This window comes from Caballeronia sp. LZ065 (assembly GCF_031450975.1).
Lineage (GTDB): Bacteria > Pseudomonadota > Gammaproteobacteria > Burkholderiales > Burkholderiaceae > Caballeronia.
This window is the reverse complement of sequence record NZ_JARUXV010000003.1, coordinates 1,422,188-1,448,197: the sequence shown is the minus strand read 5'-3', so window position 1 is coordinate 1,448,197 and position 26,010 is coordinate 1,422,188. Positions and strand designations below refer to the sequence as shown.

The 26,010-nt window shown below is 65.2% G+C and carries 25 protein-coding genes and 1 pseudogene; 14 read left to right on the top strand and 12 right to left on the bottom strand.

All coding sequences use genetic code 11. The features are described 5' to 3' along the window. Positions 1-7: 7 nt before the first annotated feature. Positions 8-1,573, bottom strand: coding sequence for a methyl-accepting chemotaxis protein (locus QCE63_RS26585; RefSeq protein WP_309837255.1), 1,566 nt, complete (start codon positions 1,571-1,573; stop codon positions 8-10). A 369-nt stretch (positions 1,574-1,942) separates the two neighbouring features. On the opposite strand from QCE63_RS26585, the gene QCE63_RS26580 reads away from it, so the two are divergent. From QCE63_RS26580 to QCE63_RS26565, 4 genes are all read left to right on the top strand, one after another. Then, positions 1,943-3,397 carry an ATPase domain-containing protein gene (locus QCE63_RS26580; protein WP_309837253.1) on the top strand — a complete coding sequence of 485 codons (1,455 nt, stop codon included), beginning with the start codon at positions 1,943-1,945 and terminating at the stop codon, positions 3,395-3,397. Positions 3,398-3,412: 15 nt separating this feature from the next. Continuing rightward, positions 3,413-3,784: a response regulator gene (locus tag QCE63_RS26575; protein ID WP_309837251.1), complete on the top strand. Its 372-nt coding sequence runs from the start codon at positions 3,413-3,415 to the stop codon at positions 3,782-3,784. Positions 3,785-3,863: 79 nt separating this feature from the next. Next, positions 3,864-4,223 (top strand): response regulator, encoded by a 360-nt coding sequence (locus tag QCE63_RS26570; RefSeq protein ID WP_309837249.1) that lies wholly within the window; start codon positions 3,864-3,866, stop codon positions 4,221-4,223. 58 nt (positions 4,224-4,281) lie between these two features. Continuing rightward, positions 4,282-5,886, top strand: coding sequence for an ATP-binding protein (locus QCE63_RS26565; protein WP_309837247.1), 1,605 nt, complete (start codon positions 4,282-4,284; stop codon positions 5,884-5,886). Between the two features lie 23 nt (positions 5,887-5,909). Here the strand turns inward: QCE63_RS26565 and QCE63_RS26560 are convergent. The 3 genes and pseudogenes from QCE63_RS26560 to QCE63_RS26550 all read right to left on the bottom strand — a co-directional run bounded on the left by QCE63_RS26560 (position 5,910) and on the right by QCE63_RS26550 (position 7,750). Next, positions 5,910-6,834, bottom strand: a pseudogene (locus QCE63_RS26560) (NADH:flavin oxidoreductase/NADH oxidase). A 36-nt stretch (positions 6,835-6,870) separates the two neighbouring features. After that, on the bottom strand, positions 6,871-7,221 hold the full coding sequence (locus tag QCE63_RS26555) for a VOC family protein (protein WP_404990190.1): 351 nt from the start codon (positions 7,219-7,221) through the stop codon (positions 6,871-6,873). Between the two features lie 16 nt (positions 7,222-7,237). Continuing rightward, positions 7,238-7,750 carry an SRPBCC domain-containing protein gene (locus tag QCE63_RS26550; RefSeq protein WP_309837243.1) on the bottom strand — a complete coding sequence of 171 codons (513 nt, stop codon included), beginning with the start codon at positions 7,748-7,750 and terminating at the stop codon, positions 7,238-7,240. 85 nt (positions 7,751-7,835) lie between these two features. Between QCE63_RS26550 and QCE63_RS26545 the strand changes: the two genes are divergently transcribed. Next, positions 7,836-8,744 (top strand): LysR family transcriptional regulator, encoded by a 909-nt coding sequence (locus QCE63_RS26545; RefSeq protein ID WP_309837241.1) that lies wholly within the window; start codon positions 7,836-7,838, stop codon positions 8,742-8,744. Between the two features lie 4 nt (positions 8,745-8,748). On the opposite strand, the gene QCE63_RS26540 is transcribed toward QCE63_RS26545, so the two are convergent. Next, entirely contained in the window at positions 8,749-9,291 is a 543-nt protein-coding gene (locus tag QCE63_RS26540; RefSeq protein ID WP_309837239.1) for a hypothetical protein, read from the bottom strand. A 107-nt stretch (positions 9,292-9,398) separates the two neighbouring features. Here QCE63_RS26540 and QCE63_RS26535 point away from each other — a divergent pair, with 107 nt between their 5' ends. Continuing rightward, the gene (locus tag QCE63_RS26535; protein ID WP_309837238.1) at positions 9,399-10,124 is read left to right on the top strand and encodes a hypothetical protein; all 726 of its coding nucleotides are present in this window, start codon (positions 9,399-9,401) and stop codon (positions 10,122-10,124) included. Between the two features lie 75 nt (positions 10,125-10,199). After that, complete coding sequence (locus QCE63_RS26530) at positions 10,200-11,144, top strand: hypothetical protein (RefSeq protein ID WP_309837237.1); 945 nt, start codon at positions 10,200-10,202, stop codon at positions 11,142-11,144. A 9-nt stretch (positions 11,145-11,153) separates the two neighbouring features. Here the strand turns inward: QCE63_RS26530 and QCE63_RS26525 are convergent, their stop codons facing one another. From QCE63_RS26525 to QCE63_RS26510, 4 genes are all read right to left on the bottom strand, one after another. Continuing rightward, positions 11,154-12,101: an ABC transporter substrate-binding protein gene (locus tag QCE63_RS26525; protein ID WP_309837235.1), complete on the bottom strand. Its 948-nt coding sequence runs from the start codon at positions 12,099-12,101 to the stop codon at positions 11,154-11,156. 82 nt (positions 12,102-12,183) lie between these two features. Beyond that, complete coding sequence (locus tag QCE63_RS26520; protein ID WP_309837234.1) at positions 12,184-13,215, bottom strand: ABC transporter permease subunit; 1,032 nt, start codon at positions 13,213-13,215, stop codon at positions 12,184-12,186. Positions 13,216-13,238: 23 nt separating this feature from the next. Continuing rightward, positions 13,239-14,783 carry a sugar ABC transporter ATP-binding protein gene (locus QCE63_RS26515; RefSeq protein ID WP_309837233.1) on the bottom strand — a complete coding sequence of 515 codons (1,545 nt, stop codon included), beginning with the start codon at positions 14,781-14,783 and terminating at the stop codon, positions 13,239-13,241. After that, positions 14,773-16,014, bottom strand: coding sequence for an ROK family transcriptional regulator (locus tag QCE63_RS26510; RefSeq protein WP_309837230.1), 1,242 nt, complete (start codon positions 16,012-16,014; stop codon positions 14,773-14,775). The genes QCE63_RS26515 and QCE63_RS26510 overlap by 11 nt, the downstream gene beginning before the upstream one ends. Before the next feature lie 319 nt (positions 16,015-16,333). Between QCE63_RS26510 and QCE63_RS26505 the strand changes: the two genes are divergently transcribed. The 3 genes from QCE63_RS26505 (at position 16,334) to QCE63_RS26495 (ending at position 18,334) form a co-directional block, all read left to right on the top strand. Beyond that, positions 16,334-16,840 (top strand): GAF domain-containing protein, encoded by a 507-nt coding sequence (locus tag QCE63_RS26505; RefSeq protein WP_309837229.1) that lies wholly within the window; start codon positions 16,334-16,336, stop codon positions 16,838-16,840. Between the two features lie 14 nt (positions 16,841-16,854). Then, positions 16,855-17,259 carry a DUF302 domain-containing protein gene (locus QCE63_RS26500; protein ID WP_309837228.1) on the top strand — a complete coding sequence of 135 codons (405 nt, stop codon included), beginning with the start codon at positions 16,855-16,857 and terminating at the stop codon, positions 17,257-17,259. A gap of 91 nt (positions 17,260-17,350) precedes the next feature. Next, positions 17,351-18,334 carry a substrate-binding domain-containing protein gene (locus QCE63_RS26495; protein ID WP_309837227.1) on the top strand — a complete coding sequence of 328 codons (984 nt, stop codon included), beginning with the start codon at positions 17,351-17,353 and terminating at the stop codon, positions 18,332-18,334. A gap of 13 nt (positions 18,335-18,347) precedes the next feature. On the opposite strand, the gene QCE63_RS26490 is transcribed toward QCE63_RS26495, so the two are convergent. Then, positions 18,348-19,535, bottom strand: a complete 1,188-nt coding sequence (locus QCE63_RS26490) for a fumarylacetoacetate hydrolase family protein (RefSeq protein ID WP_309837226.1) — start codon at positions 19,533-19,535, stop codon at positions 18,348-18,350. A 135-nt stretch (positions 19,536-19,670) separates the two neighbouring features. Between QCE63_RS26490 and QCE63_RS26485 the strand changes: the two genes are divergently transcribed. Continuing rightward, on the top strand, positions 19,671-20,417 hold the full coding sequence (locus tag QCE63_RS26485; RefSeq protein ID WP_309837224.1) for an IclR family transcriptional regulator: 747 nt from the start codon (positions 19,671-19,673) through the stop codon (positions 20,415-20,417). Positions 20,418-20,438: 21 nt separating this feature from the next. Here the strand turns inward: QCE63_RS26485 and QCE63_RS26480 are convergent, their stop codons facing one another. Then, positions 20,439-20,903, bottom strand: coding sequence for a universal stress protein (locus QCE63_RS26480; protein WP_309837223.1), 465 nt, complete (start codon positions 20,901-20,903; stop codon positions 20,439-20,441). A gap of 364 nt (positions 20,904-21,267) precedes the next feature. Between QCE63_RS26480 and QCE63_RS26475 the strand changes: the two genes are divergently transcribed. From QCE63_RS26475 to QCE63_RS26465, 3 genes are read left to right on the top strand one after another with little or no spacing between them, the layout of a single operon-like run. After that, positions 21,268-22,452: an efflux RND transporter periplasmic adaptor subunit gene (locus tag QCE63_RS26475; protein WP_309837222.1), complete on the top strand. Its 1,185-nt coding sequence runs from the start codon at positions 21,268-21,270 to the stop codon at positions 22,450-22,452. Positions 22,453-22,456: 4 nt separating this feature from the next. After that, a complete protein-coding gene (locus tag QCE63_RS26470; protein ID WP_309837221.1) occupies positions 22,457-24,043 on the top strand; it encodes a DHA2 family efflux MFS transporter permease subunit in 1,587 nt (528 codons plus the stop codon). A 1-nt stretch (position 24,044) separates the two neighbouring features. Next, complete coding sequence (locus QCE63_RS26465; RefSeq protein ID WP_309837220.1) at positions 24,045-25,595, top strand: efflux transporter outer membrane subunit; 1,551 nt, start codon at positions 24,045-24,047, stop codon at positions 25,593-25,595. Here QCE63_RS26465 and QCE63_RS26460 read toward each other — a convergent pair. Continuing rightward, positions 25,592-25,831: a hypothetical protein gene (locus QCE63_RS26460; RefSeq protein ID WP_309837218.1), complete on the bottom strand. Its 240-nt coding sequence runs from the start codon at positions 25,829-25,831 to the stop codon at positions 25,592-25,594. The two genes, QCE63_RS26465 and QCE63_RS26460, sit on opposite strands and share 4 nt — an antisense overlap. Between the last annotated feature and the right edge of the window lie 179 nt (positions 25,832-26,010).

The window sequence follows — 26,010 nt, the reverse complement described above, 5'->3', positions numbered from 1 at the left end:
ACGTTGGTCAGACTACGCGGAAGGTGGAGACGGCCTGCGTCAAACGGCGTCCCTGGTCGTCGAGCGAGTGTGCTGCCGCCGCCGCTTGTTCCACCAGCGCCGCGTTTTGCTGCGTGACCTTGTCCATCTGGAAGATGGCCTGGCTCAACTGCTCGATGCCCCGGCTCTGTTCGCTGGACGCCGACGCGATTTCGCCCATGATGTCGCGCACCTTGGACACGGCACGCGTGACGTCCGTCATGGTCACGCCGGCCTTGCCCGCGAGCGAGGAGCCTTCGGCAATGCGGTCCGCCGAGGTGTCGATCAGCGCCTTGATTTCCTTCGCGGCATTCGACGAGCGCTGCGCGAGGCTGCGCACTTCCGCTGCGACGACGGCGAATCCGCGGCCTTCCTCGCCCGCGCGTGCCGCTTCGACGGCGGCGTTGAGCGCCAGGATGTTCGTCTGGAAGGCGATGCTGTCGATGATGCCCGTGATGTTCGCGATCTGACTCGACCGCGCGCTGATCTCGGCCATGGTTTCGATCATGCGCGTGACGGCGGCGCTGCCGTCGCTGGCGACGGCGCTCGCGCTGGCCGACAGTGCGTTGGCCTGCTGGGCATGCTCGGCGTTCTGGCGCACGGTGGTGGTGAGTTCTTCCACGCTGGATGCGGTTTCTTCGAGCGATGCCGCCTGCTGTTCGGTGCGGGTCGACAGATCGACATTGCCCGATGCAATCTGGCTCGACCCGGTGGCGATGTGATCGGCGGACGCGCGTACATTGCCGATCAGTTCCACGAGGTTCTTCTGCATGGCGCTCATCGAGGCCAGCACGCTATCGCGCGGGGCAGCGTCCGCATGGGCGACCGGCGCGAGATCGCCGCTCGCGACGCGTTGCGCGACGGCGCTCAAGGCATTCGGTTCCGCGCCCAGCGCGCGCATCACGCCGCGCGTGATGACGAAGCCTGCAAGCACGGCAGCCAGCGCCGCCAGCGCGCACACGCCGCTCAGCAGCAGGCGCGCGCGGGCGTATTGGCCTTCGGATTCGGCCACGAGCTGTTCCTCGCGGCGCTGCGTGAGGTCCGAATAGTCTTGCGTCGCCTTGACGAGCGCGGCGAGCAGTGGACGGCAGTCGTCGTTGATGCGCGCGATGGCTTCCTGCCGCTGCCCCTTGAGCGCGAGATCGACGATATGCAATGCCACCGGCCCGTAGAGCGACTCGACGCGATCGATCTCCGCGACGCGGGCTCGTACTTCCGGCGTGACGTCCTTCGCGGCGGCCACCGTGTCCTTGAAAGTGCGCAAATCCCGCTGCACGTCTTCGTGCGCCTGCGTGACGGCGGCCTTTTCGAGTTCGATATCTTCAGGCCGGCTTGCCAGCACGAGATTGCGCGCCGCGATGGCGCGCCGGTCGACATCGGTCCGGATGTGTTCGGCGAGCGTCGCGCGCGCGTTGATGCCATTCACGTAGGACATGAAGCGCGCGTTGGATTCTCGCAGCGCCTCGATCGAGAGCGCGGCCACGATCAGCACGGCCGCCGTGAGCATGCCGAATCCGATCGCGAGTTTGGTCTTCACTCGCAGGTTGCCTGACATTGTTGTTCTTCCTTATCCGAGTTCGTTGAACGTCTCTGGAGCAAGCGCTTAAGCTTGTAAAGCCGCTTACGGCGCGCGGCGACAAGACTGAACGGTGGACAACGGATGGACGGCAATTGCAAACGTTGGCGGAATGCGGCAAGCGGAAGTTTATTTGCCACGCTTCCTGATTTACCGACAATGCACGCTGCATCGCGCAATATTTTCACGCGCTGGAAGTCCGGAAAGCCGCTTCCACAAAGGCTTTCCGCGTCGCGCACACAACCGCCCGCGAGTCGGACGAAGACGGTTATCGGTTAGACTGCCGGGTACGCGGGTCAGCCGGTGACACCCGGTTGCTCCACATCTTCGCTTTCATGGACCCAGGCAATGGACAACACGCTTGCGCGCTTACGCAGCGACGTCACCGGACTCGACGAAATCTGTGGCGGCGGCCTGGTGGCTGGCTCGTCCTACATCATTCAGGGTCGCCCTGGCGCGGGTAAAACGATTCTTGCGAATCAGATCGCGTTCGCACAGGCTCGCCAGGGCCGCAGGGTGTTATACGTGACGCTGCTGGCCGAGTCTCACGACAGACTGTTCCAGTCGCTCTCGACGCTCGACTTCTACGACGCGCAACGCGTCGGAAACGGCATCACGTACATCAGCCTGTTCCGCACGCTGCGCGAAGAGGGACTGTCGGCGCTGGTCGCCACGCTGCGCACCGAGCTTGCCCGGCAGAAAGCCAGCATTCTCGTGCTCGACGGCCTGCTCAACGCGCGTGAAAGCGGCGAAAGCAATCTCGACGTCAAGACGTTCGTCGCTGAACTCCAGGGGCATGCGGCCTTCACCGGCTGTACCGTGCTGTTCCTGACGAGCGCGCGCATCGACGAATCCAGCCCCGAACATACGATGGTCGACGGCGTGCTGCAGATCGAGGAGATCCTCGCTGCGTCGCGCACGGTGCGTCAGATCCGCGTCGCCAAGTCGCGCGGCAGCCGCGCGATGGGCGGGCTCCATCTGTTCGAGATCGGCAATCGCGGCATCGTCGTCTATCCGCGGCTCGAAGTCGCACTGGCGCTTCCAACCCGGAGCGACCCTGCGCCGCCCTACAGGATCCCCACCGGCATCGACGGACTGGACGCCCGCCTCGGCGGCGGCCTGCCGGCAAGTTCGGTCTCCGTTCTGGTGGGCCCGGCGGGCAGCGGCAAGACAACGTTCGGACTGAACTTTCTGCAACTCGGCACGCCCGAGGAGCCGGCGGTGCATTTCGGCTTCTACGAAACGCCAAAACGCCTGGAGACCAAGGCGCACGCGCTTGGCCTGGACTGGGAGCAGCGCTGTTCATCGGGCGCGCTCAAGGTCATCTGGCGGCCGATGACCGAGAACCTGCTCGACAAGCTCGCCTACGACCTGCTCGACGTCATGCGGGCGAGCGGCGCCAAGCGTCTGTTCATCGACGGGCTGGCCGGCTTCGAGCGCGCCACCGTGGACCCGCATCGCATGGTCGAGTTCTTCGCGGCGCTCACCAACGAACTGCGCGGCCTGGGCGTCACCACCGTCTGTACCTGGGAAGTGAAGGAACTGTCGGGGCCGTGGATCGAGAATCCGTCGCCGGAAATCCTGAGCCAGCTGGACAACGTGATCGGCATGCAGCATGAACTGGTCGACGGCGTCATGAAGCGGACCATCGCGGTGCTCAAGGTGCGCGACAGTCTCTTCGACACCACCGTGGCCGAAGTCGGCATTTCGAGTTCGGGCAAGGGTGTGCATGTGATCGGAACGCTGCCGCTGAGCGACGTCGTCGTTGCAGCAGGGGGACACGGCAAAGCGCGCGGCCGATAGCCGTCGCCGGTCTGCATGACTACTCTGGTCGTCGTCGATGACGAATCCCTGCTTACCGATTCCCTGACGTTTCTCCTGCAAGACGAGGGATATACGGTTCATGCCGCGCCCAATGGGAAAGAGGCGCTGAGCCTGATCGCGCGTGTCCGCCCGGCGCTCGTCGTGACCGATTTCATGATGCCCGTCATGTCGGGCCTGGAGCTTGCGAGAGCGCTTCAGGAAGACGGCCCGTCGATGCCCATCATCCTGTGCAGCGCGGTGCCGCACGCGATCCCGCCGGACGAGGTTCACCGGTTCGCCGTCTTGTTGCGCAAGCCGTGCGCGCCGGCTGACCTGATCGGGGCGGTTGCGCGGTACGTTCAGGTTCAGGGCGGAGCAACGCATTGATGCCGAGCCGAACCACAGGAAACCGGGCCGGACGCCGGCAGGCAGGCAGGGTGGCACCTATCGTCGCTGTGAGCGCCAAATGACCCGTATTCTTCTCGTTGATGATGAACCGGACTTGCTCGAAGCGTGGAGTTTCGCGCTGGAGCATGTCGGTTACGAGGTCGAACGCGCGAACGGCGCGCAGGAAGCATTGCGCGCGCTGCAACGCCGGCTTCCCGATCTGGTCATCACCGACCTGATGATGCCTGGCATGAGCGGCGAGGAACTGAGCCGCGCGCTTCGTCAACACCCTGAATGGATGCATATTCCCATCGTGCTGCACACGTCGGCTCATGTCGACGCGCCCGCCGACAAGGCGCCGTGGAACGCGGTCTTGCGCAAGCCCGCGCGCATGGACGACTTCCTGGCAACCGTCGCCAGACTTGCAGAAGGTGGCTGACGATGCGCCGCTTCGAATGCAGCGCTCACCGCATCGCTCACGACAGGCACAGCCGCTGATGGATCAGGCTACGCGAAAGGAGGGTTCGGACGTCTGGGCGGCGGCGGATGAGTTGCGCATTTTCGAAAGGCTGCTCGACCCGTACCTGATCCTGGATTCCGGCGGCGCCGTCGTCAGTGCGAACGCTGCGTGGCGGGCGCTGTTCGCTTTTACGGAAGGCATGGCGACGCCAGACGCGCTGCTGGCCGAGCAGCGCCGCAACTGCGAGCATCTGATCGTCCATATCGCGGGCAATCTGCTGGCCGGGCAGCGCCGGTCCTCGCCGGTGTTCCGTCTCGACGGCGGCCAATCCACCGATGAAACGCCGGCAGCGCGTCATTGGCAGATCTTCGCGCAGCGGATTCCGGCTACGCAGGATCTGCCGTCCCATGTCGTCCTGCGCTTCGAGGACGTAACCGCCCGCACGCTGCACGGAGAGGGCGAGCGGCGCGAGAAGGCGCAGATACGGTCGAATGCGCGCCTGCGGAAAATCCTCGTGCAGGAAACGCAGAAGCAGCTCGCGGATCACGTCGGCCAATTCGAGGAAGCGCTGGCGTTCGCGGGCGTCGGCGCCTGGGAACTCGACCTGATGGCCGGCACGGTGAAGTGCAGTGAACGATGCCGGCGCGACCTGGGCCAGGATCATGCCAACGAACTCACGCACGCGTCCTTCCTCGGCGACACCACCGAGCAGTTCGCCGCGCACTGGCGCCTGCTTCAGTCCGGCCAGCCTTTCGAATTCGAGCGCCTCGTGCAGACGCAGACGGGTCATCGCTGGGTGCTGATACGCGGCATGGCGCGTTTCGATGGCGACGTCACTGTGCGTTCGGTGGCGGGCTTCACGCTCGACATCACGGGGCGCAAGGAGCGGGAGATCGAAGCCCATGCCGTCGCGGGCGAGGAGCGCTCGGGGCGCGAACGGAGCGAGGCGCTGGCGGCCACCATGGACCGCTTCATCGCGGCGGTGAGCCACGAATTGCGCTCGCCGCTGAATGCCATCGTGTCGTGGGGCGAGTTGCTGCAACTCGTGGCGGATCCGAATCACGTCGCCAAGGCCGGCGATGCCATTCGCCGCAATGGGCGGCAGTTGTCGAGAATGGTCGATGACCTGCTCGACAGCGGCGCTGTCGTGACCGGGAAGCTCTCGGCGAACCTCAAGCCGGTCGATATCGGTCCGCTGGTCGCGATCGTGGTCGAGGACATGCGCAAGCTCGCCGCACACAAGGGGCTGCAACTCGATATCGCGGAACTCGGTTCCTGCATCGTGATGGCCGATGAAAACCGTCTCGGACAGGTCGTGTCGAACCTGCTGACCAACGCGATCAAGTTCACCGATGCCGGCAGCATCACCGTCTCGATGAAGGTGCTGGAGGATCACGTCAGCATCCAGGTGCGCGATACGGGGCGCGGCATCGAGCCGGACGCCTTGCCGCGCATCTTCGACCGCTTCGAGCAGATTGCGCCGCGCACCAGCGGGCGCGTCGGCGGGCTGGGACTGGGGCTGTGGCTCGCCAGACAGATCGTCGATCTGCATGGCGGCATGCTCGATGGCGCGAGCGACGGCGCCGGCCTCGGCTCGACCTTCACCGTCCGGCTACCGCTGATGCAGCCTGGCGGCGAGTGAAGATCAGGCCGTAGGCATCGCTATCACTCCACCGGCTTGCCGTTCTGCGGACCCGGATAACGCGCGAGCCAATAGGCGTACTGCTCAGGCAACAGCGTCGACGACTTCGCCACCTGCAACTCGCGCGCCGCGCGGAACGGGTAATGCGGATCGGCGAGATGCGCGGTCGAGCCCGTCCTGTTTCATGCGGCTGACCAGATGGATGGCTTCGGTCAGCGTCTCCTCGTCGCGTCCATCGAATTCGATGACGCCAAAACGCGCTGTAAGCGGCAGACGCTCGGGCCAGACTTCGTGCACCGCGTTCAGCGTTTCGATCAGGAAGCGTCCGCGTCCTTGAGCGTCGCCGCCATATTGATCCGTGCGCTGGTTGGCATGAACCGAAAAGAAGCTCTGTGCCAGATAGCCGTGTGCGAAGTGCAGTTCGAGCCATTCGAAACCAGCGTCGCGCGCACGCACGGCGGCCGCGACGAAGTCCGCCTTGACGCGGGCGATGTCGTCGAGCGTCATCTCGGTGGGCACCTTGTCGAGCTTGCCGCCGAATGCGATGGCCGAGGGCGAGAGGGTTTGCCAGCCGCGCGCGTCGCTGTTCGGAATGTGATCGTCGCCATCCCACGGACGATTCGCGCTGCCCTTCCATCCCGCATGACCGATCTGGATGCCCGGCACCGCGCCGGCGCGCTTGATGGACGCCGCGATGCGCGCCATGCCTTGCGCCTGCGTGTCGTTCCACAGGCCGGTGCAGGCGGGCGTGATGCGTCCTTCGGGCGAGACGGCGGTTGCCTCGACGATCACGAGCCCCGCGCCGCCCCGCGCGAGACCCGCGTAATGCACGTCGTGCCACTCGGTGGTGACGCCTTCGACGGCGCTGTACTGGCACATCGGCGGAACGGCGACGCGGTTGCGCAGCGTGATGTCCTTGATCGAGAAGGGGCTGAAAAGCGCTGCCATCGATACCTCGTTGAACGTAGTGCGGTTGCGGGCCGGTCAGTTATAGGCGCCGGCCGAACAGGTCAATTCATAGCCATGGCTATAGATCTCGAGAATGGTGCCGAACGGATCTTCCATATAGACCATGCGATAGGGCTTCTCGCCCGGGAAGTACTCGCGCACCGGCATGCGCTGCTTGCCGCCCGCCGCGACGATCTTCGCGGCCAGTCCTTCCACGTCCGGGTCTTGCACGCAGAAATGGAATACGCCGGTCTTCCAGTATTCGACGTTGTTGTCGGGCTTCTGCGCGTTGCGGAAGTGGAAGATCTCGACGCCGATGCGATCACCCGTCGACAGATGCGCGATGCGGAACGAGCCCCAGCCCGCGCCGAAGACATCGGTGCACATCACGCCGATGGCGCTTTCATCTTCGGCTCGCGCGCGCCGCCGCGACCATGCCGTCCAGCCAGTCCTGATGGCCGTTGATCATCGGCTTTGGACGCGTGCTCGCCAGTTGCTTTGCCGGCGCGCCGTTCTGTGTTTCCTGCGTCAGAATCCGCACGCGCCCGCCAGGAAGATCTTCCAGCAGCCATGCGTGATGCACGTCGAGGCGTGAAGCGGCATCGCCTTCCACCCAGCCGTGCCACGCCACGCGCGCGGCTCGCCCCGGCGCGGGCGGCACATGTTCGGTCACTTCCGCCTCGACCGGAAAGCCGAAGGTCGTGAAGCGGAAACGCGCATCGGGAGCAAGGCGCGGCCCGTTGGCGTCATGAAAACGGATCTCGGACGCGTTGCTGTAGTACGTCGGCCAGTGGGTCGTGTCATCGAGCATCGGCCAGACGTCGGCGACGCTGAGATCCGCGACGATGACCTCGTTCGAGGCAAAGTTATCGGAGAAGCCGGGCACGTAGCCGTCGGGCCAGTGGATGGATTGCATGGTATTTCACGGGAGAAAGTTGACCATGCAAATGATGCGTGCCATGCTGAAATAAATCCAATTACATGTGATGATTTCAGTCATCATGCAATCTGATATCAGAAACATCGACCTGAATCTCCTGCGTGCGCTCGATGCGCTGCTGGACGAACGCAACGTCACGAAAGCCGCGCGCAGGCTGGCGCTGACGCAGCCGGCCGTGAGCGGCATGCTCACGCGTTTGCGCGAGAGCTTTGGTGATCCGCTGTTCGTGCGGACGCAGCGCGGCATCGTGCCGACCGAACGGGCGCTGGAACTCGCCGTGCCGCTCAAGCAGGTGCTGAGCGATATTGAAACGATCTTCCGCGCACCCGCCTTCGATCCGGCGAGCGCCGACATGACGCTCACCCTCGCCGCCACGGATTACGCGTTGCAAGTAGTGATCGTGCCGTTCATGGAACGGCTGCGGGAACGCGCGCCCGGTGTGCGCATCGCCGTGGTGCCGGTGCGCAATCAGCTCTTGCAGACCCAGTTCGAACGCGGTGATCTCGACCTCGCCCTCGTCACGCCGGATACGACGCCGCCGGAGTTGCACGCGCGCCGGCTGTTCGACGAGGGCTATGTCTGCGTGATGCGCGAGGGTCATTCGGATGCGCACGGTGGCGCGCTGTCGCTGGATCGCTTCTGCGCGCTCGATCACGCGCTGGTGTCATACAACGGCGGCGCGTTCAGCGGCGCCACGGATCAGGCGCTCGAACGTCTGGGCCGCGCGCGTCGCGTGGCGTTGTCGGTGACGAGCTTTCTCGTGCTGCCGCGCATCCTCCAGCGCAGCGACTTGATCGCGGTCGTGCCGCGCCGGCTGGTGCAACCGGGCGATGGACTCGTGATCGTCGATGCGCCCGTCGACGTGGACGGCTTCACGAAAACCATGGCGTGGCATGAACGCACGCATCATTCGCTGGCGCATCGATGGATGCGGGACATGCTGTTCGAGGTCTGCTCCGCGCTGGATTGACGCGTCATGCGCCTGTCACCGGCCCGCCGAGCGCGATGCCGTCGAAGCGCTCGGGCAATGCGATCGAATAGATCACGTAGGGCGCCTGCTGGTGCGCGGCATTCTCTCCGATGGCCTGCTTGACAGGGATATACAGATGCCGGTCATGGCTGATGAACGAGCCGTCCGGACGGACGAGCGTCGGGTCCGATGCCAGTACCGCCGTGCGGCCCTCTGGCGACATCACGGTGAGGTGATGCGTGACCGTCTCCGAGAAGTAGACGTTGCCCGCCGAGTCCATGCAGCAGCCGCCGGAGAAGCGGTTATCGAAGACATGCTCGACGCGCGCGGCCAGTTGCGCGTCGGACAGGTTCGCATCCTTCAGGAAGCGTGTCTCGATCCGGACCAACGGCCCGGTCGGCGAGGCCCAGTAGAGCCACTTGCCATCGGACGTGATCTCGATCATGTCGCTATTCAGCGGCGCTTCCTGCGCGTGCAAGCGGGGCGCCGCGAGACTCGCGCCCGTTGCGGCCATCAGCGACAGGAATGCGCGTCTGTTCAACTGCATCGATGTCCCTCGGGTTCGGTTGCGAAAGCGCGTCATTCTACGGGTGCGCGCCTTGCGACTTCATATCGGACCGTGGCTGTGTTTCCCAACCTTTCTGACGTCCACTCATGCGCGATTTGAACTTCAGTTCCTGGCAAACCCTTCTTTCGACGCTCTTCACGCTGGCCGTCGTGACGCTGATCGGCGTCGGTGTCCGCTTGCTGCTGATGCAGACGGTCCAGCAGCGGCGCGAGCGCGCCAATCGGCAGATCAACGAACGGCTGCGTACGCTGATCGCCGCGTACAAGACGCTGGGAGGATCGTTCACCGGCAATCTCGCCGTCGATCCGACCCATCTCAAGGATCTCAAACGCGCTTCGATGGCCGTGCCGCCCGCCGTCGATGACGCCCTTGCGGCGCTGGATGATTCCGGCGCGGCACGCGATTCTCACGATCCGGGCAAGACCGAAAGGTCGCGGCGCATACGCGACTCGGTGGAGGCCGCGCTGGCTGACATCATCTTGCTCGGCACGGAAGAACAGGTGCGTCTGGCCGCTCATGCCGCGACCGAAATGGTGCAGGGGCGGCCGATTCATACCGCCGAACTCGTGATCTCACTGCGCGATTTCATCCGCGATGCGCTCGATCTGGATGCCGTGCCGGTGAGCGTCCGCATTCCGGCACAAGGTCCGGCCCGGCCGTCCGGGGCCAAAGGCAAGCAGGGCGAGGGGCAGGGAGGCAAGGGCGAGGGCGGCGGAGGCGGTGGAGCGGGGCTTGGCGGCGGAGGAGGCGGCGGCATGCCCGGCAGCCATCATGCGGACGACACGGACCCGCATCATCCGCAAAACAGCTGAAAGGCGGGTCGCTTCAGGGCTTGCCGAGTCGGCAAGGGTTGAAGCGGGCCACTATCATCTGAGTCGGAGGAAAGGATGAACATCAACTCGATGGGAGGCACCGCGATGAATCGACGGCTGATAACGGCGTTTGCTACGACGATGCTTCTGGCGGCCTGCGGCTCGGTCGCGCCCGTCTCGACGGCGCAGAAGGTGCCGCTGACGGGCACGCCGAACGGCGTCGCGGTGCGCGATTCGGACGGCGCGGTGTTCGTCACCGACGACGACAGCAACGGCATCCTGATGACGCAGCACATCGGCGAAGCGGATGCATCGGCATTCTCGCCGTATGCACGCCTGCCGGCGGCGAATGGCGGTCGCGCGGGCCTGAGCCAGATCGCGTTTGCGCCGAACGGGCATCTGCTGGTGGAGCGCTTCGGCTTTGGTTCGTCGAGCGCCGTGTTCGATGTCGCGCCGAGCGGTCAGGTCACACTCGCATCCGACACGAATGCCGCGCGGCGTCGTCTGGGTCTGCTGGTGCTCGATGGCGGCACGTTCCTGTCGAGCTGGTTTTCGAAGGAAGGCGCTGCGCCCGCGACGGGCGGCGTGAGCATCATCACGCGGGGCGCGGCGCCACGGCAGGTGATCGAGCAGGATATCGTCACGGGCCTGAAGAAGCCGGTCGGGCTCGCGATCGCTGGCGACACGCTCTATATCAGCGATCAGGCCGCGAACCGCATCTACCGCGTGGACTTGCCGGCGGCGCGCACCGCCGACGCGCCGCTTGTCGCCAGCGATGTCTTCGCGACCGTCGAAGCGCCCGACCTGCTGGCCGCGACGCCCGACGGCACGCTCTACACGAAATGCGGCGCGCACGCCGTATGCAGTTTCTCGAAGCGCGGCCGCCCGACCGTCATCGCCAACGACCTGGACGCGCCGCGCGGCGTCGCCGTGGACGTGGCGCGCAAGCGGCTGATAGCGGTGGATCGCTCGACCTCGACCAGCCAGCCGAGCGCCCTCCGCGTGCTGCCGCTCAGGTAACCACCGCGTTCAGCGCGGCGACGACCAGCCCTTGTAATTGCCCACGTTCTCGCGCGTGATGAGCGTGGAGGGCATCAGGATCATCGTGCTGCTGGGCTTCTTGCCGTTCATCAGGTCGTAGCCGACGCTCACGGCCTGCTGGGCCATCGACCACGGGTCCTGACTCGCGGACGCTTGCACCATGGTGTCGGACTTGAGCGCGGATTCGATATCAGGCGCGCCGTCCACCGACGTGATCACAATATTGTTGCGATGCAATTGCTTCGCCGCGAGGTCCGTGCCGATGGCTTGCGGATCGTTGATCGCGAATACGCCGTCGAGTTTCGGGAAGCGCGTCAGATAACCTTGCATGGCGTTCATGCCGCCTTCGCGCGAGCCCTTCGCGTCCTGGTCGTCGGACAGGACCTTGATGCCCGGGTTCTTCGCGAGGACGCTCTTGCAGCCGTTCACCCGGTCGATCACCGCCGAGACCTGCGGCCCGTTCTCGATCACCACGCTGCCCTTGCCGTTCAGCTTCTTCGCGAGGAAATCGCACGCGAGTTCGCCGGCCTGCACGTTGTTGGTCTGCACGGTGGCATCGGCGCCGGCGGCCGCGACGTCCACCGCGACCACGACGATGCCCGCCGCCTTGGCCTTCTTCACGGCCGGCTCGATCGCTTTCGGATCGACGGCGTTGATGAGGATCATGTCCACGTGCGCCGAGATGAAATTGTCGATCTGCGTGAACTGCTTGTTCATGTCGTAATCCGCCGACACGGCCGTTATCTTCGCGTTCGGATTGATGGCCTTGGCTTTCGCTTCCGCGCCCTTCGAAATCGTCACGAAGTACGGGTTGCCGAGCGAACCGACGGTCACGCCGATCGATTTGAGCGGCTTGTCGGCGGCGTGGGCCGGGATCGACAGGCTGAGTCCCAGGGCGAGTGCGACGCCGGCGAACAGCGGGTTGTGCTTGCGCATGGTGTTGTCTCCAGGTTGGTCCGTTCGTGTTTGAGTCGGGCGCAAGCGGACCCTGCAAGCGCCCGGATGGAGGATGGAAAAATCAGGTGCGGGCCGAGCCGCGTTGGCGGTAACGGTCGAGCGCCACGGCGCCGATGATCACCAGGCCCTTGATGATGTACTGCCAGATGTCCGAGACGCCGAGCAGCACGAGACCGTTCGAGAGCACCGCGATGATGAGCGCGCCCACCAGCGTGCCGACAATCGAGCCGACGCCACCGACGAAGCTCGTGCCGCCGAGGATGACTGCGGCGATGGCATCGAGTTCATACGACTGGCCGAGTTGCAGGCCGTTCGCGGCATACAGGCGCGCTGCCGACATCACCGCGCCGAGCCCCGCGAGCAGGCCGGAGATCGCGTAGACGAACAGTGCGATGCCCCACACCTTGATGCCCGCCAGCCGCGCCGCTTCCGGATTGCCGCCGACGGAATAGATGCGCAGGCCGAGCACGGTGCGCCGCAGGATGAACCACGAGATGGCCACCACCGCCAGCGCGATGATGACGAGCCAGGGTACGCCGAGCAGCGAGTCGTTGCCGATAAACGCGAACGACAGTTGCGGATTGAAGATGGTCGTGTCGTGTCCGATGAGCCGCGCGATGCCGCGCACCGCTGTCAGCGAGCCGAGCGTCACGATGAACGGCGGCAGTTTGAGCAGCGCAATCAGCAACCCGTTGACGACGCCGAAGCCCAGCCCGACCGCGAGCGCCGCCGGAATGCCGAGCCAGCCGAGGCCCGGCAGGTTCGAGGCAAGCAGCGCAGTGACAGCGGCCGCCGAGAGCACCGAGCCCACGGACAAGTCGATCCCGCCCGTTAGGATCACGAAGGTCATGCCGGCCGCGAGCACGATGTTGATGGACGCCTGCTGCGTGACGATCGACAGGTTCTGGAGGCTGAAGAAGCCGTCCGTGACAATGCCGAAGCCGATACACAGCAGGATCAGCACCGGCAGCATGCCTGCCGTGCGCATCAGCACCTGCATGCGTTCCTTGTGCTCGATGCGGGTCTGCCGTTCTGCCGGGTTGTCCGCCTTGGAAGCCGGCGCGGTGTCTTGGGGTTTCGTCGTATTAGCCATGTCTCTCTCCAGTCCAGATAGGCTCAAGCCGCCTGGCCGAGCGCGGCCTTCGAGCCGGTCGCCAGTTCGATGATGCTTTCCTGTGAAATCGGCTTGCCGGAATGGCCGCCGAGTTCGCCTGCAATCTCGCCTTCGCGCATCACGAGCACGCGATCCGCGACGCCGATCACTTCCGGCAACTCGCTCGAAATCACGATGATCCCGACGCCCGAGCGCGCCAGATCGTTGATGATCCGGTAGATCTCCGACTTCGCGCCGATGTCCACGCCGCGCGTCGGTTCGTCGAGGATCAGGACTTCGGGCTTCGTTTCCAGCAGGCGCGACAGCAGCACCTTCTGCTGGTTGCCGCCCGACAGCGCGCCGACGTTCACGCGCATGTTCGGCACGCGGATCGTCAGCGCGGCGATGGCGTCCTTCGCGCGCGAGTTGCCGCGCGGCAGGTCCATCACGCCCATCTTCGCGTCGCGCCCGGCAATCGTGATGTTGATGTTGTCGCGCACGCTCATGTCGAGGAACAGGCCCTGATGCTTGCGGTCCTCGGTGAGATAGACGAGACCGGCGTCGATTGCGTCGCGCGGCGTGCGCAGCTTCAGCGGCTTGCCGTGCATCGTCACGTCGCCGCGCACGGCCGGCTCTGCGCCGAAGATCAGGCGCGCGAACTCGGTGCGGCCCGCGCCGACCAGCCCTGCGATGCCCAGCACTTCGCCCGCGTGCAGGTCGAGACTGCAACCGCGCACGCGCTTGCCATCGGCGAGATCGCGCACCGAGAGCACCACGTTGCCGGGATCGTAGGCCGCGTGTTCCTTCTTGTAGAAGCCCGAGATATCGCGGCCCACCATCATCTTCACGAGGCTTTCGGCGGACAGTTCCTCGCGCATCAGCGTGCCGACATAGGAGCCGTCGCGCAGCACGGACACGCGGTCGGAGAGCTCATAGATCTCCGCCATCCGGTGACTGATGTAGATGATCGCGATGCCTTCCTCGCGCAGCTGGCGCACGAGCTCGAACAGGCGGTCGGTTTCGCGCGATGACAGCGGCGTGGTCGGTTCGTCCATCACGAGAATGCGCGCCTGCGCATGCACGGCGCGCGCGATCTCGACCAGCTGACGCTCCGCAATCGACAGATCGCCCACCAGCGTATGCGGCCTGAAGTTGGCGCCGAGCCGCGTGAGCACGTCGGCGCAGCCGCGCTCCATGCCCGCGCGATCCACCAGACGGCCGCGGCGCAATTCGCGCCCCGCGTAGATGTTCTCGGCGACCGAGAGATTCGGCGCGAGGCTCAGTTCCTGATAGATCACCGCGACGCCGAGCGAGCGCGCGGCAAGCGGGCCGTCGATCGTGACGGGTGCGCCGTCGACCAGGATCTGGCCGCCTGCGTCGGCCTGATAGGCGCCGGACAGGATCTTCATCAGCGTGGACTTGCCCGCGCCGTTTTCGCCCATCAGCGAATGCACTTCGCCGGGATAGACCGAGAGCCGCACGTCGTTCAGCGCGCGGACGCCGGGAAAGGTCTTGCTGATGCCGCGCATCTCGAGAAGCGGCGGCCGGCTGGATACGTCATGCGGCATGGTTCACCTCTTGCGGTTTGATGCCCGCGTGGCGGATCGCCGCGCGCGGTGAGAAGTTGAAGAACAGCGGCAGCGTGGCCGCACCGATCGCACCCGCATCCGGGCCGAAGGTGCCGCGCACGAGCGTCGGGGTGCCGCGCGCCTCGGGCGCGTTGGCGGCGAGCGTCGCGGCCAGACGCGCGACGAGCTTGTCGAGCAGGCCGCCATCGATGTCGGAATCGATCACGACCATCGGCACGTCGAGCACGCACAGCGTGGCGCGCAACGCGGGCGCGAGCGCTTCGATGCAGTCGTCGATCCATTCGTCGACGGCGGGCAGATCACGCTCGATGCACGACTGGAGATCGATGCGGTTGTCAGCCGCCGCGCCGCAATAGCTGAGATGTCGGACCAGCGCATTCAGCGACGCGCGCGACAGCAGGATGTCCCACTGGCCCGCCGGCTGCGGCGCGGACGGCAGGCGGCTGGGCGGCACCGGAATCACGCCGATGTCGCCCGCATTGCCCGAGGCGCCGCGCAGGCAGTCGCCATGAATCGCGATGCCGCCGCCGATCGCCGAGCCGAGGAACAGATAGACGAAATCGTCGCAGCGGCGGCCGTGGCCGTAGAACAGTTCGGCGGTGGCAGCGGCGTTGCCGTCGTTCTCGCTGAAGACGGGCAGGGAGAGCGCGCGGCCGAGTTCGTCGGCGAAGTCGATTTCGTCCCAGGCGCGAAAGGTTTCGGCCGGCAGCGCGAGTTCCCGCAGCCAGCTGCCGAGGTTGAACGGCTGCGCGACGCCGATGCCCGTCAGACGCTCGCGCTCGGCCTCGCTCAACAGCGCGAGCATCTTGGCGACGTCGCGCTGCACGATCTTCAACACGGTGGACGGATGCGGCAGCACGGAATCGAGCGCGCTGCGGGCCAGCACGTCGCCGGCGAAATTGACGAGCACCGTCTCGATGCCCGTCCGGTCCAGCCGCACGCCGATCCCGAACGCGCCGCGCGGATCGAGCCGCAGCAGCGACGCCGGCTGGCCGCGCTGGCCTTCGAGACGGCGTCCCGTGTACTCGATCAAACCGGACTGCTGAAGCGAATCGACGATGCTGCCGACCGCCGTGCTGGTCAGGTTCGCGAGACGTGCAAGGTCGGCCTTTGACGCGGGTTCGGTGCGCCTGAGCGCCTGCAGCAGCAGGCGCTCGTTGTACCGGCGCACGTTCGCGGAGTTGCTTCCTTTGCCGCTCGGGGATTTCACTCGATGTCTCCGTCAGAGGGCCATCTTGTCGTGGCCATTAATTAAATCAAGTTGGTTGATTTAATGCCGCCGGTGAAGCGAAGTAAAGGAGGGAAATCCCGGACACGGTTTTAAGCACTCGTTACAGTTGCGTCGTAGACAGCGACATCCGGCGGGTTTAACACTAGGCGATGCACTCGCGCACTGCCAAGCCAGGCGGCGCTTCCTTGCGATGAGCTTTCCGGCATCGAAAGCGTGACGCGGAGCGTTGTGCTATCGTCGGCGACACTTTTTCGATGTCGCGGACGCGTTCGCGCTGCGGCCCAACTTCATCGCCATCATGTTTTCGATCTCCCGGTCCAGTCACGCCAGCAAGGCCGCCCAGTACGACGACCTGCTTCAGCAAGCCCGCGCGCTCATCAGCGACGAACCGGACTTCATCGCCAATGCGGCGAATTTCTCGTCGCTGCTCTATCACTCGCTGCCCGACTTGAACTGGGCCGGCTTCTATCTGTTCGACGGGACGGAACTCGTCGTCGGACCGTTCCAGGGCAAGCCGGCGTGTGTGCGCATCGCGCTCGGACGCGGCGTGTGCGGCACGGCGGCGGAGCAGCGCCGGACCCAGGTCGTGCCGGATGTGCATGCGTTTCCCGGCCACATCGCCTGCGATGCGGCGTCGCGTTCCGAGATCGTCGTGCCGTTGAGTGCCGCCGATGGCACGCTGATCGGCGTATGGGATGTCGATAGTCCCGTGCCCAACCGTTTCGACGACGAAGACGCACTCGGCATGGAAGCGCTGTGCACGGCCTTTGTCTCGTTGGCCTGGACGAAGCGCGCGGCGCGCTGACCTTCGGAGGCTTCATGTCGATGCCCGATGCAAGCGCCGGAAACGGCGTCGTGACGATGCCGAGCGCGCACGGCGCGCTCGCTACCGCCGACAAGCTCGAAGCACTGATTCGCGCGCGCGGGCTGATGCTTTTCGCGCGCATCGACTTCAGTGGCGACGCAGCGCGCGCCGGCCTTACGATGCCGCCCAGCCAGTTGCTCGTGTTTGGCAATCCGCAGGCCGGCACGCCGCTGATACAGGCCGTGCCCACCGCCGCGCTCGATCTGCCGCTCAAGGTGCTTGCGTGGGAAGACGCGCAGGGCGCCTCGTGGCTTTCCTGGAACGCGACCGAGTATCTACGCGCGCGTTACGGACTCGATGAAGACCTGATGCAGCCCGTCAGCGGCCTGCGCGCGCTCGTGGAGGCGGCGGCGCGCTGAGTCGAAAGTCCCGCGTCGCTGCGGGACTTGGCCAAGGGGTGAACGGCTGCGTCTACAATGAGGCGATCCATTGGCCTCATTCTTTCATTCCATGACGAGCCTTGTCCGCCGCCGCCTGCTCGCCGCGTGCGCTCTGAGCGCATGCGGTCTGGCGCGCGGACGCAATGCGCGCGCCGCGACCGACAAGGCGACCATCGCCCTGGTGATGAAGTCGCTGGAAGACCCGTTCGTCATGTCGATGATCGAAGGCGCGAAGAACTACCAGCGCCACTTCGCAGCGCAACTCAACCTTGAAACGCGCGGCACGGACACGGACAACGACGTGGCCGGGCAGATCCGCATCGTCGAGTCGCTGATCGATGCGAAGGTGAATGCCATCGTCATCGCGCCGGCGGATTCGCGGGCATTGCTGCCGGTGACGGCGAGGGCCATTGCCGAGGGCATCATCGTGATCGCGATCGACAATCCCTTCGATGAACGCGCGCAGGAAGACGCGAAACGCGTGATTCCGTTTGTCGGCCCGGATAGCCGGCGCGGGGCGAAGCTCGTCGGCACGTATCTCGCCTCGAAGCTGAAGGCGGGCGATGAAGTGGCGATCATCGAAGGCCCGGCGAACGACCGCAATTCGCAGCAGCGTTCGGCCGGCTTCAAGGACGCGATGAACGCGGCGGGCATGCGGGTGAGCGCCATCGACGGTGGCGACTGGAACGCCGCAAGCGGCAAGGTCGCGGCGCTGCAGATTCTGTCGGGGCATCCGTCGGTGCGCGGTTTGATGTGCGCGAATGACAACATCGCGATGGGCGCGATCGATGCACTGCGCATCGCGGGCAAGAAGGGCCGGGTGCTCGTGACGGGCTATAACAACATCGAAGCCGTACAGCCGATGCTCGATGACGGCCGCTTGCTCGCTACCGTCGAACAGTTTGGGGCGAGACAGGCGGTATTCGGCGTGGATGTCGCGGTGAAAGCGCTGCTGGAGAAGCGCAGGCAGCGGGATCTTTCGCCTTATATGGAGACGCCCGTGCAACTCGTGACCAAGGGGCAGCCGAAAGGGTTTCGGCTGGGGGCGTCTTGAGGTAAGGGACTGCTCACCCCCCCGCCGCCCCCATCAACCCCCGCGCGGCGAGACTCTGATACAGCGCCCTGACGCCAAACGTCCACGGTTCGATTTCCGTCGAAAGCCTGACCGTATTCACCAGCGCGCCGAGACTCGGCGTCGAGATCGTCACGACATCGCCGAGATGATGCGTGAAGCCGCCGCCTTGAGCGTCGCGGTCCTTGATCGGCGAGAACATCGTGCCGAGGAACAGCATGAAGCCGTCCGGATACTGATGGTGCGCGCCATGCGTCTGCTTCACGAGGTCCGCGGGATCGCGGCTGATCTCGCTCATGTGGCTCACGCCTTCGAGCACGAAGCCATCGTCCGCGCCTTCGATGCGCAACGACACGCTCGTCTGGCGCACCGAATCCAGCGTGAAGCGGCCGTCGAACAGGCGCACGAACGGTCCGATCGCGCACGACGCATTGTTGTCCTTTGCCTTGCCGAGCAGCAGCGCGCTGCGGCCTTCGATGTCGCGCAGATTCACATCGTTGCCAAGCGCCGCGCCGACGATCTCGCCGCGCGCATTCACCGCCAGCACGATTTCCGGCTCGGGGTTGTTCCATTGCGACGTCGGATACAGCCCGACCTCCGCCGCAAAGCCAACCGACGACATAGGCTGCGACTTCGAGAACACTTCGGCATCAGGCCCGATGCCCACTTCCATGTACTGCGACCACGCGCCGCGACGTTCGAGTTCGGCCTTCAGCTTCGCCGCCCCTTCCGAACCCGGCTTGATCTTCGAAAGATCGGCGCCGATCAGCGTATTGATGGTGTCTCGCACTTCCTGCGCCTTGCTGGCGTCGCCGCCCGCGTGCTCCTCGATGACGCGCTCCAGCAGACTCACCGCGAAGGTCACGCCGCAGGCCTTCACCGCCTGCACGTCGCACGGGGCGAGCAGCCGCAGGCCGTCCGGCGTGGCGTCGAGCGTTGCTTGCAGCAGGTCCTGCACATTGCCGAGATGCTCGCCTTCCGCATGCCGCGCAATCTCGATCATCTCGGGGTGATCGAAGAGATCGGCGGTGGTCGGCGCGGCGCGCGTGATGTCGAACACTTCGCCCTGACGCACCGCCACGACGCTCGGACCGTTCACCGGCGCGGGACGCCAGACGCGGCCGATCAATACGGCATCGGCGAAATCTTCGGGCAGACAGGAGGTCACGGTGACGGTTTGCATGGCGTGGATAGCAGGCTGAAAAGGGAAAGCCGATCGTAGCCCGCACGACCCCGAAGTGTCCATTGGGTTGATTGTTTATCCAACCTGTTGGAATATGTGCGGTCTGAATCAGCCACACTGCTGCATGGAAAATGCATGGAAAAAACCTACGACGTGCCCGCATTGCGCCGTGCCAGCGACATTCTCGAAGCCCTTGCGGCCGCTGCAAAGCCGGTGCGCGCCGCGACGCTCGCGGAACGGACGGGGCTGTCGCGCAGCACGCTCTATCTGATGCTGGAAACGCTCGCGCGCATGCAATGGATCGAGAAGCGCGACGATGGCTATGTGATCGGCGTCGGTCTGTTCGAGCTCGGCAATGCCTACGTGCGCCATGACACGTTGCAGGCGGCGTTTCGCGAGGGCGCGGCCGCGTTCATCCACCAGCATAACGAGGTCGTGCAGCTCGCCGTGCTCGACGGCATCCATGTCGTGTATGTCGCGCGCGAGGATGCGCATCGGCCGGTGCGGCTCGTGTCGGATCCCGGCTCGCGCCTGCCAGCGCATTGTTGCGCGCTCGGCAAGGCGCTGCTGGCCGGACTGTCCGATGAAGCCGTCATCGAACGCCTGCCCGAACGGCTCGAAGCCGTCACGCCGCGCACCATCACGCGGCGCGCGGCCTTGCTCCGCGAACTCGCCGTCATTCGCACGAGCGGTCTTGCCGTCGAACGCGAGGAAGTCGCGGAAGGTCTCGCGTGCTTCGCCGCCTATGTCGGGATGACGCCGGCCGGCAAGCGCATTGCCGTGTCGACGAGCGTGCCCATCGGCCGGCTCGATCCGAAGCGCGAGCGGCGGATCTGCATCGGCATCGTGCAACTCGCGACGCAACTGCGCGGGACGCTCTGACGCGCTTGCATTGCGCGGACGCTAGATCACGCTTTCCGCGTGCGTCCGCAGGTGTGACGCGATCAGCACGTTGCACTTCACGTGCGCACAGACGACGTCGCGCAGCCGCGGGTCGCCGTGGCTCCAGCCGATGTCCGCTTCGCCGCCGAGCACGATCAGGTCCGCGCCCAGTTCCGTCGACGCCTTCGCGATCGTCTCGCCCAGATTCGCGTTGAGCGGCAAGGTGAGCGTGAACGCGCTGCCTTCGATGCCCGCCTCGTTGATCCGGCGCATGCAATGCCGAGCGACGGCGCGGGCGTGCTGGTCGATGACCGCGAGTGTTTCCGCCGTGCTGCAATCCGCGGTCACGACGGCCCACCACGGGGTTTGATCGACGACGTGCATGGCGGTCAGACGCGCGTTGGATTCGCGTGCGCAGTGGATCGCGGCGGTGAGGGCGGTGTCGCTGAGGCTGCTGCCAACGGCGACGAGAATGTGCTTGTACATGGTGCATCTCCTGTCGAGTACAGGCGCCATCCTGTGCCACGCGACTTAGAGCGGAATGAGCGCCCCATGCCGCGCCGCCGCTGAAGGTTTTACTCATGGGCCAAAAAAGGCAGCGCATTCATCCCGTCCGGACAAGCGGAACAATTCCGTGCCAAGCCGCACGCACGTTCGCTCCGCGCCGGATGGAGCCGCTTTCGCGCGGCAAGGGAACGCCACTTGCTCAACGACACCGCCACGGATGGCTGGCCTGGGTAGTCCTGTGCCCGGCGGTCATCGACGTGATTGCACGCGCAGGTCCACCCAGCGGTTCCACCCGGCGTCCGTCCGGGATTCAGCGCCGAGTTACGACACCGAGTGAGCGGCAATGCCAGATTCAGACGATACCCAGAACCCAGCACGCAACGGCCCGCAGGCCGATGCCACCGGCGAAGCCAAGCCACGCCTGAAAGCCAAGTCGAATAGCAAGGACGGCGACGACCAGAACCACGGCAAGGAAGAAAACGGCCGCAAGAAGCCCGGCAAGAAGCCGCTGATCATTCTCGGCGTCGCCGTCGTGGTGCTCGCGATTGGCGCATTCATCTGGTGGTTCATGACGCGCAACCAGCAGAGCACCGACGACGCCTACACCGATGGCGACGCCGTCACCATTGCGCCGAAGGTATCGGGCTATGTCGTGGCGATGAACATCGACGATAACAAGTTCGTCCACAAGGGCGATCTGCTGATCAAGATCGATCCACGCGACTATCAGGCGCAACTCGATCAGGCCAACGCGTCGCTGGGCCTCGCTCAGGCGCAACTGCACGCCCAGGAAACCCAGCTCGAAGTCGCGCGCGTGCAATATCCGGCGCAACTCGCTCAGGCACAGGCGCAGGAACAGACCGCGCGCGCCAGTCTCGCGCAGGCCAGCGCCGCATACGACCGCCAGAAAACGGTGGATGTCCGCGCGACGTCGCAGCAGAACATCGACACGGCCACGGCCCAGCAAAAGAGCGCGCAGGCGAACGTCGCGCAGGCGCGGGCGCAGGTGCGCACCGCCGCGCTCGTGCCGCAGCAGATCGCGACCGTGATCGCGGCGGTGGAAGAAAGACGCCAGCAAGTGAGACAGGCGGAAGCGCAAGTCGAGTCCGCGCAACTGAACCTCTCGTACACGGAACTGCGCGCCCCGTCCGATGGCTGGATCACGAAGCGCAACGTGCAATACGGCACCTTCCTCCAGGCGGGCACGTCGATCTTCACGCTCGTCACGACGCGTTTCTGGGTGACGGCCAACTTCAAGGAATCGCAACTCGACCGCATGCATCCCGGCGACAAGGTCGATATCGACGTCGACGCGTATCCGGACATGAAGCTGCACGGCCACGTGGACAGCGTGCAGCTCGGCAGCGGCTCGCGTTTCTCCGCGTTCCCCGCCGAGAACGCCACCGGCAACTTCGTGAAGATCGTGCAGCGCGTGCCGGTGAAGATCATCATCGACGATGGCCTGAAGCCGGGCGCGCCGCTGCCGCTCGGGCTGTCCGTGGTGCCGACCGTGATGCTCAGGCATTGACGCCATGAGCGATACCACCGCAGAACACGACCACAGCGGCTGGAAACCCCGGTCGAATCCATGGCTGATTGCCGTCGTCGTCACGCTCGCGGCGTTCATGGAAGTGCTCGACACGACCATCGTCAACGTCGCGCTGCCGCACATCTCGGGCACGATGTCCGCGAGCTACGACGAATCCACCTGGACGCTCACGTCCTATCTCGTCGCGAATGGCATCGTGCTGCCGCTCTCCGCCTATTTCTCGAAGATCCTCGGGCGCAAGCGCTACTTCCTGATCTGCATTGGCGCGTTCACCGTGTGCTCGTTGATGTGCGGCATCGCCACGAACCTGGGCGAGCTGATCGTCTTCCGTATCCTGCAAGGCTTCTTCGGCGGCGGCCTCCAACCGAGCCAGCAATCGATCATTCTCGACACCTTCCCGCCCGAACAGCGCGGCCGCGCGTTTTCGATCTCGGCGGTCGCCATCGTCGTCGCGCCGGTGCTCGGGCCGACGCTCGGCGGCTGGATCACGGACAACTTCACCTGGCGCTGGGTCTTTCTCATCAACGTGCCCGTGGGCGTGCTGACCACCTTCGCGGTCATGCAGTTCGTCGAGGATCCGCCGTGGGAGAAGCGCCAGGATCCGAAGAAAGTGGGCATCGACGCGGTCGGCATCAGTCTGATCGCGCTGGGGCTCGGCTGCCTGCAAGTGTTCCTCGATCGCGGTGAAGACGACGACTGGTTCTCATCGCCCTTCATCGTGACGTTCGCGGTGCTCGCGGCGGTGGGCATTATCGGCGCGACGGTCTGGCTGCTGTACGCGAAGCGGCCCGTAGTGGACCTGCGCGTGATGAAGGACCGCAACTTCGCGCTGGGCTCGGCGGCGATCTTCGGCTTCGCATCCGTGCTGTACGGCAGTGCCGTGCTGATACCGCAGCTCGCGCAACAGCAACTCGGCTATACCGCGACGCTCGCGGGCCTCGTGCTCTCGCCCGGGGCGATCTGCATCGTGTTCCTGATTCCGATCGTGAGCAAGCTGATGAACGTGATCCAGACGCGTTTTCTCGTCGCGTTCGGCTTCTTCCTGATGGGCTGCGCGTTGCTTTACTCGCATCATCTCGTGCCCAACATCGACTATGTCACGCTGACCAAGATGCGCAGCGCGCAGTCGATCGGTATCGGCTTCCTGTTCGTGCCGGTGACGACGCTCGCCTATCTCTCGCTACCCAAGTCGCTCAACAACGACGCCTCCGCACTGTTCACGATGTTCCGCAACGTGGCGGGGTCCATCGGCATATCGCTCGCTACCGCCGCGATCCGTGAGCGCACGCAGGCCAACATGGCGCACATGGTGGAACACATGACGCCGTTGAATCAGCCTTATACCGATTCGGTCAATCGCATTGCCCGCACTTTGATGGATGCAGGACAGTCGATGTCGCAGGCGATGACCGCCGCAACCGGACAAATGTACAAGACCCTCGTTTCGCAAGCGACCATCCTCGCCTATCTCGATGTATTCCTCGCGTGCGCGATCTTCTCGTTCATGTTCATTCCGTTGTCGCTGTTCTTTTCACCGGTCAAGGCGTCCGGTCAGGCGGGAGGACACTGACATGAAGCCGCGTCTCCTCATGCTGTTGCCGGCGCTGTTATTGGGCGCATGCGCTGTCGGCCCGGATTTCAAGGCCCCGACCGCCGAAGCCCCCGCCAACTGGAACGACATACAGCGCGCGCAGAACGCGCCGGACGATCCGCGCGCGCCGCATGCGGATGCGCCTTCGGTGGCGCAAACGTCGGCGGATCCCGATCCGCGCTGGTGGAAGCAGTTCCACGATCCGCTGCTCGACTCGCTGATCGAACGCGCCGTTGCGGGCAACCTCGACTTGCAGGCCGCGGTGCTGCGTATCACCGAAGCGCGCGAACAGTCGATTGCGGCAGGTGCGGCCGGTTTGCCGCAGATCGGCGCGAACGCGAGCGTCAAGCGCGAGCAGCTCGGCGTGAAGGGCTTCCTGGAATCGCAGGGCGTCTACGATCAGATCAACCAGATCGGCGGCGCCAACGGCGCGCAGATTCGCCAGGGCCTCGATTCGGCGACGCAGCCCACCACGCTGTATCAATACGGCTTTGATGCGTCGTGGGAACTGGACTTGTTCGGGCGCGTGCGGCGCTCCGTGGAATCCGCCGATGCGCAGACGCAGGCGCAGATCGAAAGCCGCAACGACGCGCTCGTGTCGCTCGAATCGGAAGTGGCGCGCACCTACGCGCAATTGCGCGGCGCGCAGGCGATCAAGCAGATCACGCTGGCCGAGATCGACGCCGAACAGCAGATCCTCGATCTCACGCGCGAGCAGGCGCGCGTCGGCCTGACGAGCCAGCAGGACGTACAGAGCGCAAGCGCGCAGGTCGGCACGCTTCAGGCGCAACTGCCGACGCTCGATGCCCAGATCGCGCAGGCGATGAACGGCCTTGCCGTGCTGAGCGGCAGTCCGCCCGGCACACTCGATGCCGAACTTGCCGATGCCGCCGGCAGCGCCGTCGTGCCACCGGTGCCGCCTGCCGTGCCGGTCGGCTTGCCTTCCACGCTAGCACGGCGGCGTCCGGACATTCGTCGCGCCGAGGCGCAGTTGCATGCGGCGACGGCGGAAGTGGGCGTGGCGGTGGCGCAGTTGTATCCGGATATCTCGCTGACCGGCCAAGTGGGCATGCGGGCATCCAAAGCCAATTACCTCGCCCACTGGTCGAGCCTGTTCTGGTCGGTGGGGCCGAGCATTTCGCTGCCGATCTTCGAGGGCGGCCAGTTGCGTGCGAACGTGCGTGTCGCCAAGGCCGAAGCGGGCGCGGCGGCGCTGCAATACCGGCAGACGGTGCTGAGCGCATTGCAGGACGTCGATAACGCCCTGGTCAACTATCGCACCGAGCAGGACCGGCGTGCGGCGCTGGTGCGCACGGTCGAGGCCAACCGCATCAGCCTGCAACTCGCGACGGACAGCTATCGCAAGGGGCTGACGGCGTTCGTGACCGTGCTCGATGCCGAACGCCAGCTCGCCCAGACGCGCGAGCAACTGGCGCAATCGACGGTGAACGTGACGACGGATCTCATCGCCGTGTACAAGTCGCTCGGCGGCGGCTGGCAGGAAGACGCCGACGCCACCGCGCAGAACTAGCGCCTGCGCTTCTTCCAGTCGTAGCCGGCGGGCGGATCGGCCGCGCCCGGCTTGCCCACCGACTGCGGATTCTCGCTGCACAGCGTGATGAAGCTCAGGTCATCGCCATCGGCCTGGCGCTTTCTCAGCGCTTCGGCAAAGCGCAACGCCTCGGCGAGCGAAGCGGGATCGAAACGCCGGAAGCGCGACGCGCCTTCGGCATCCGGATTGCCGTCGAGCCAATAGACGACGAACATCGATCCTCCTCACGTTGTGGGACGCACGTCCGCACGGTTCCGGCGAACTCGCGCGAGGCCGATGCAAAAGCTGCACGAAGTGCGTGCATCGGCGCACGAAGCCGGCCAGCGGGTATTCCCGGAGTGTAACGTCGGCGAGGCGCATGGCGTCTGAATCGACGCTCTTCGCACTCAGATGG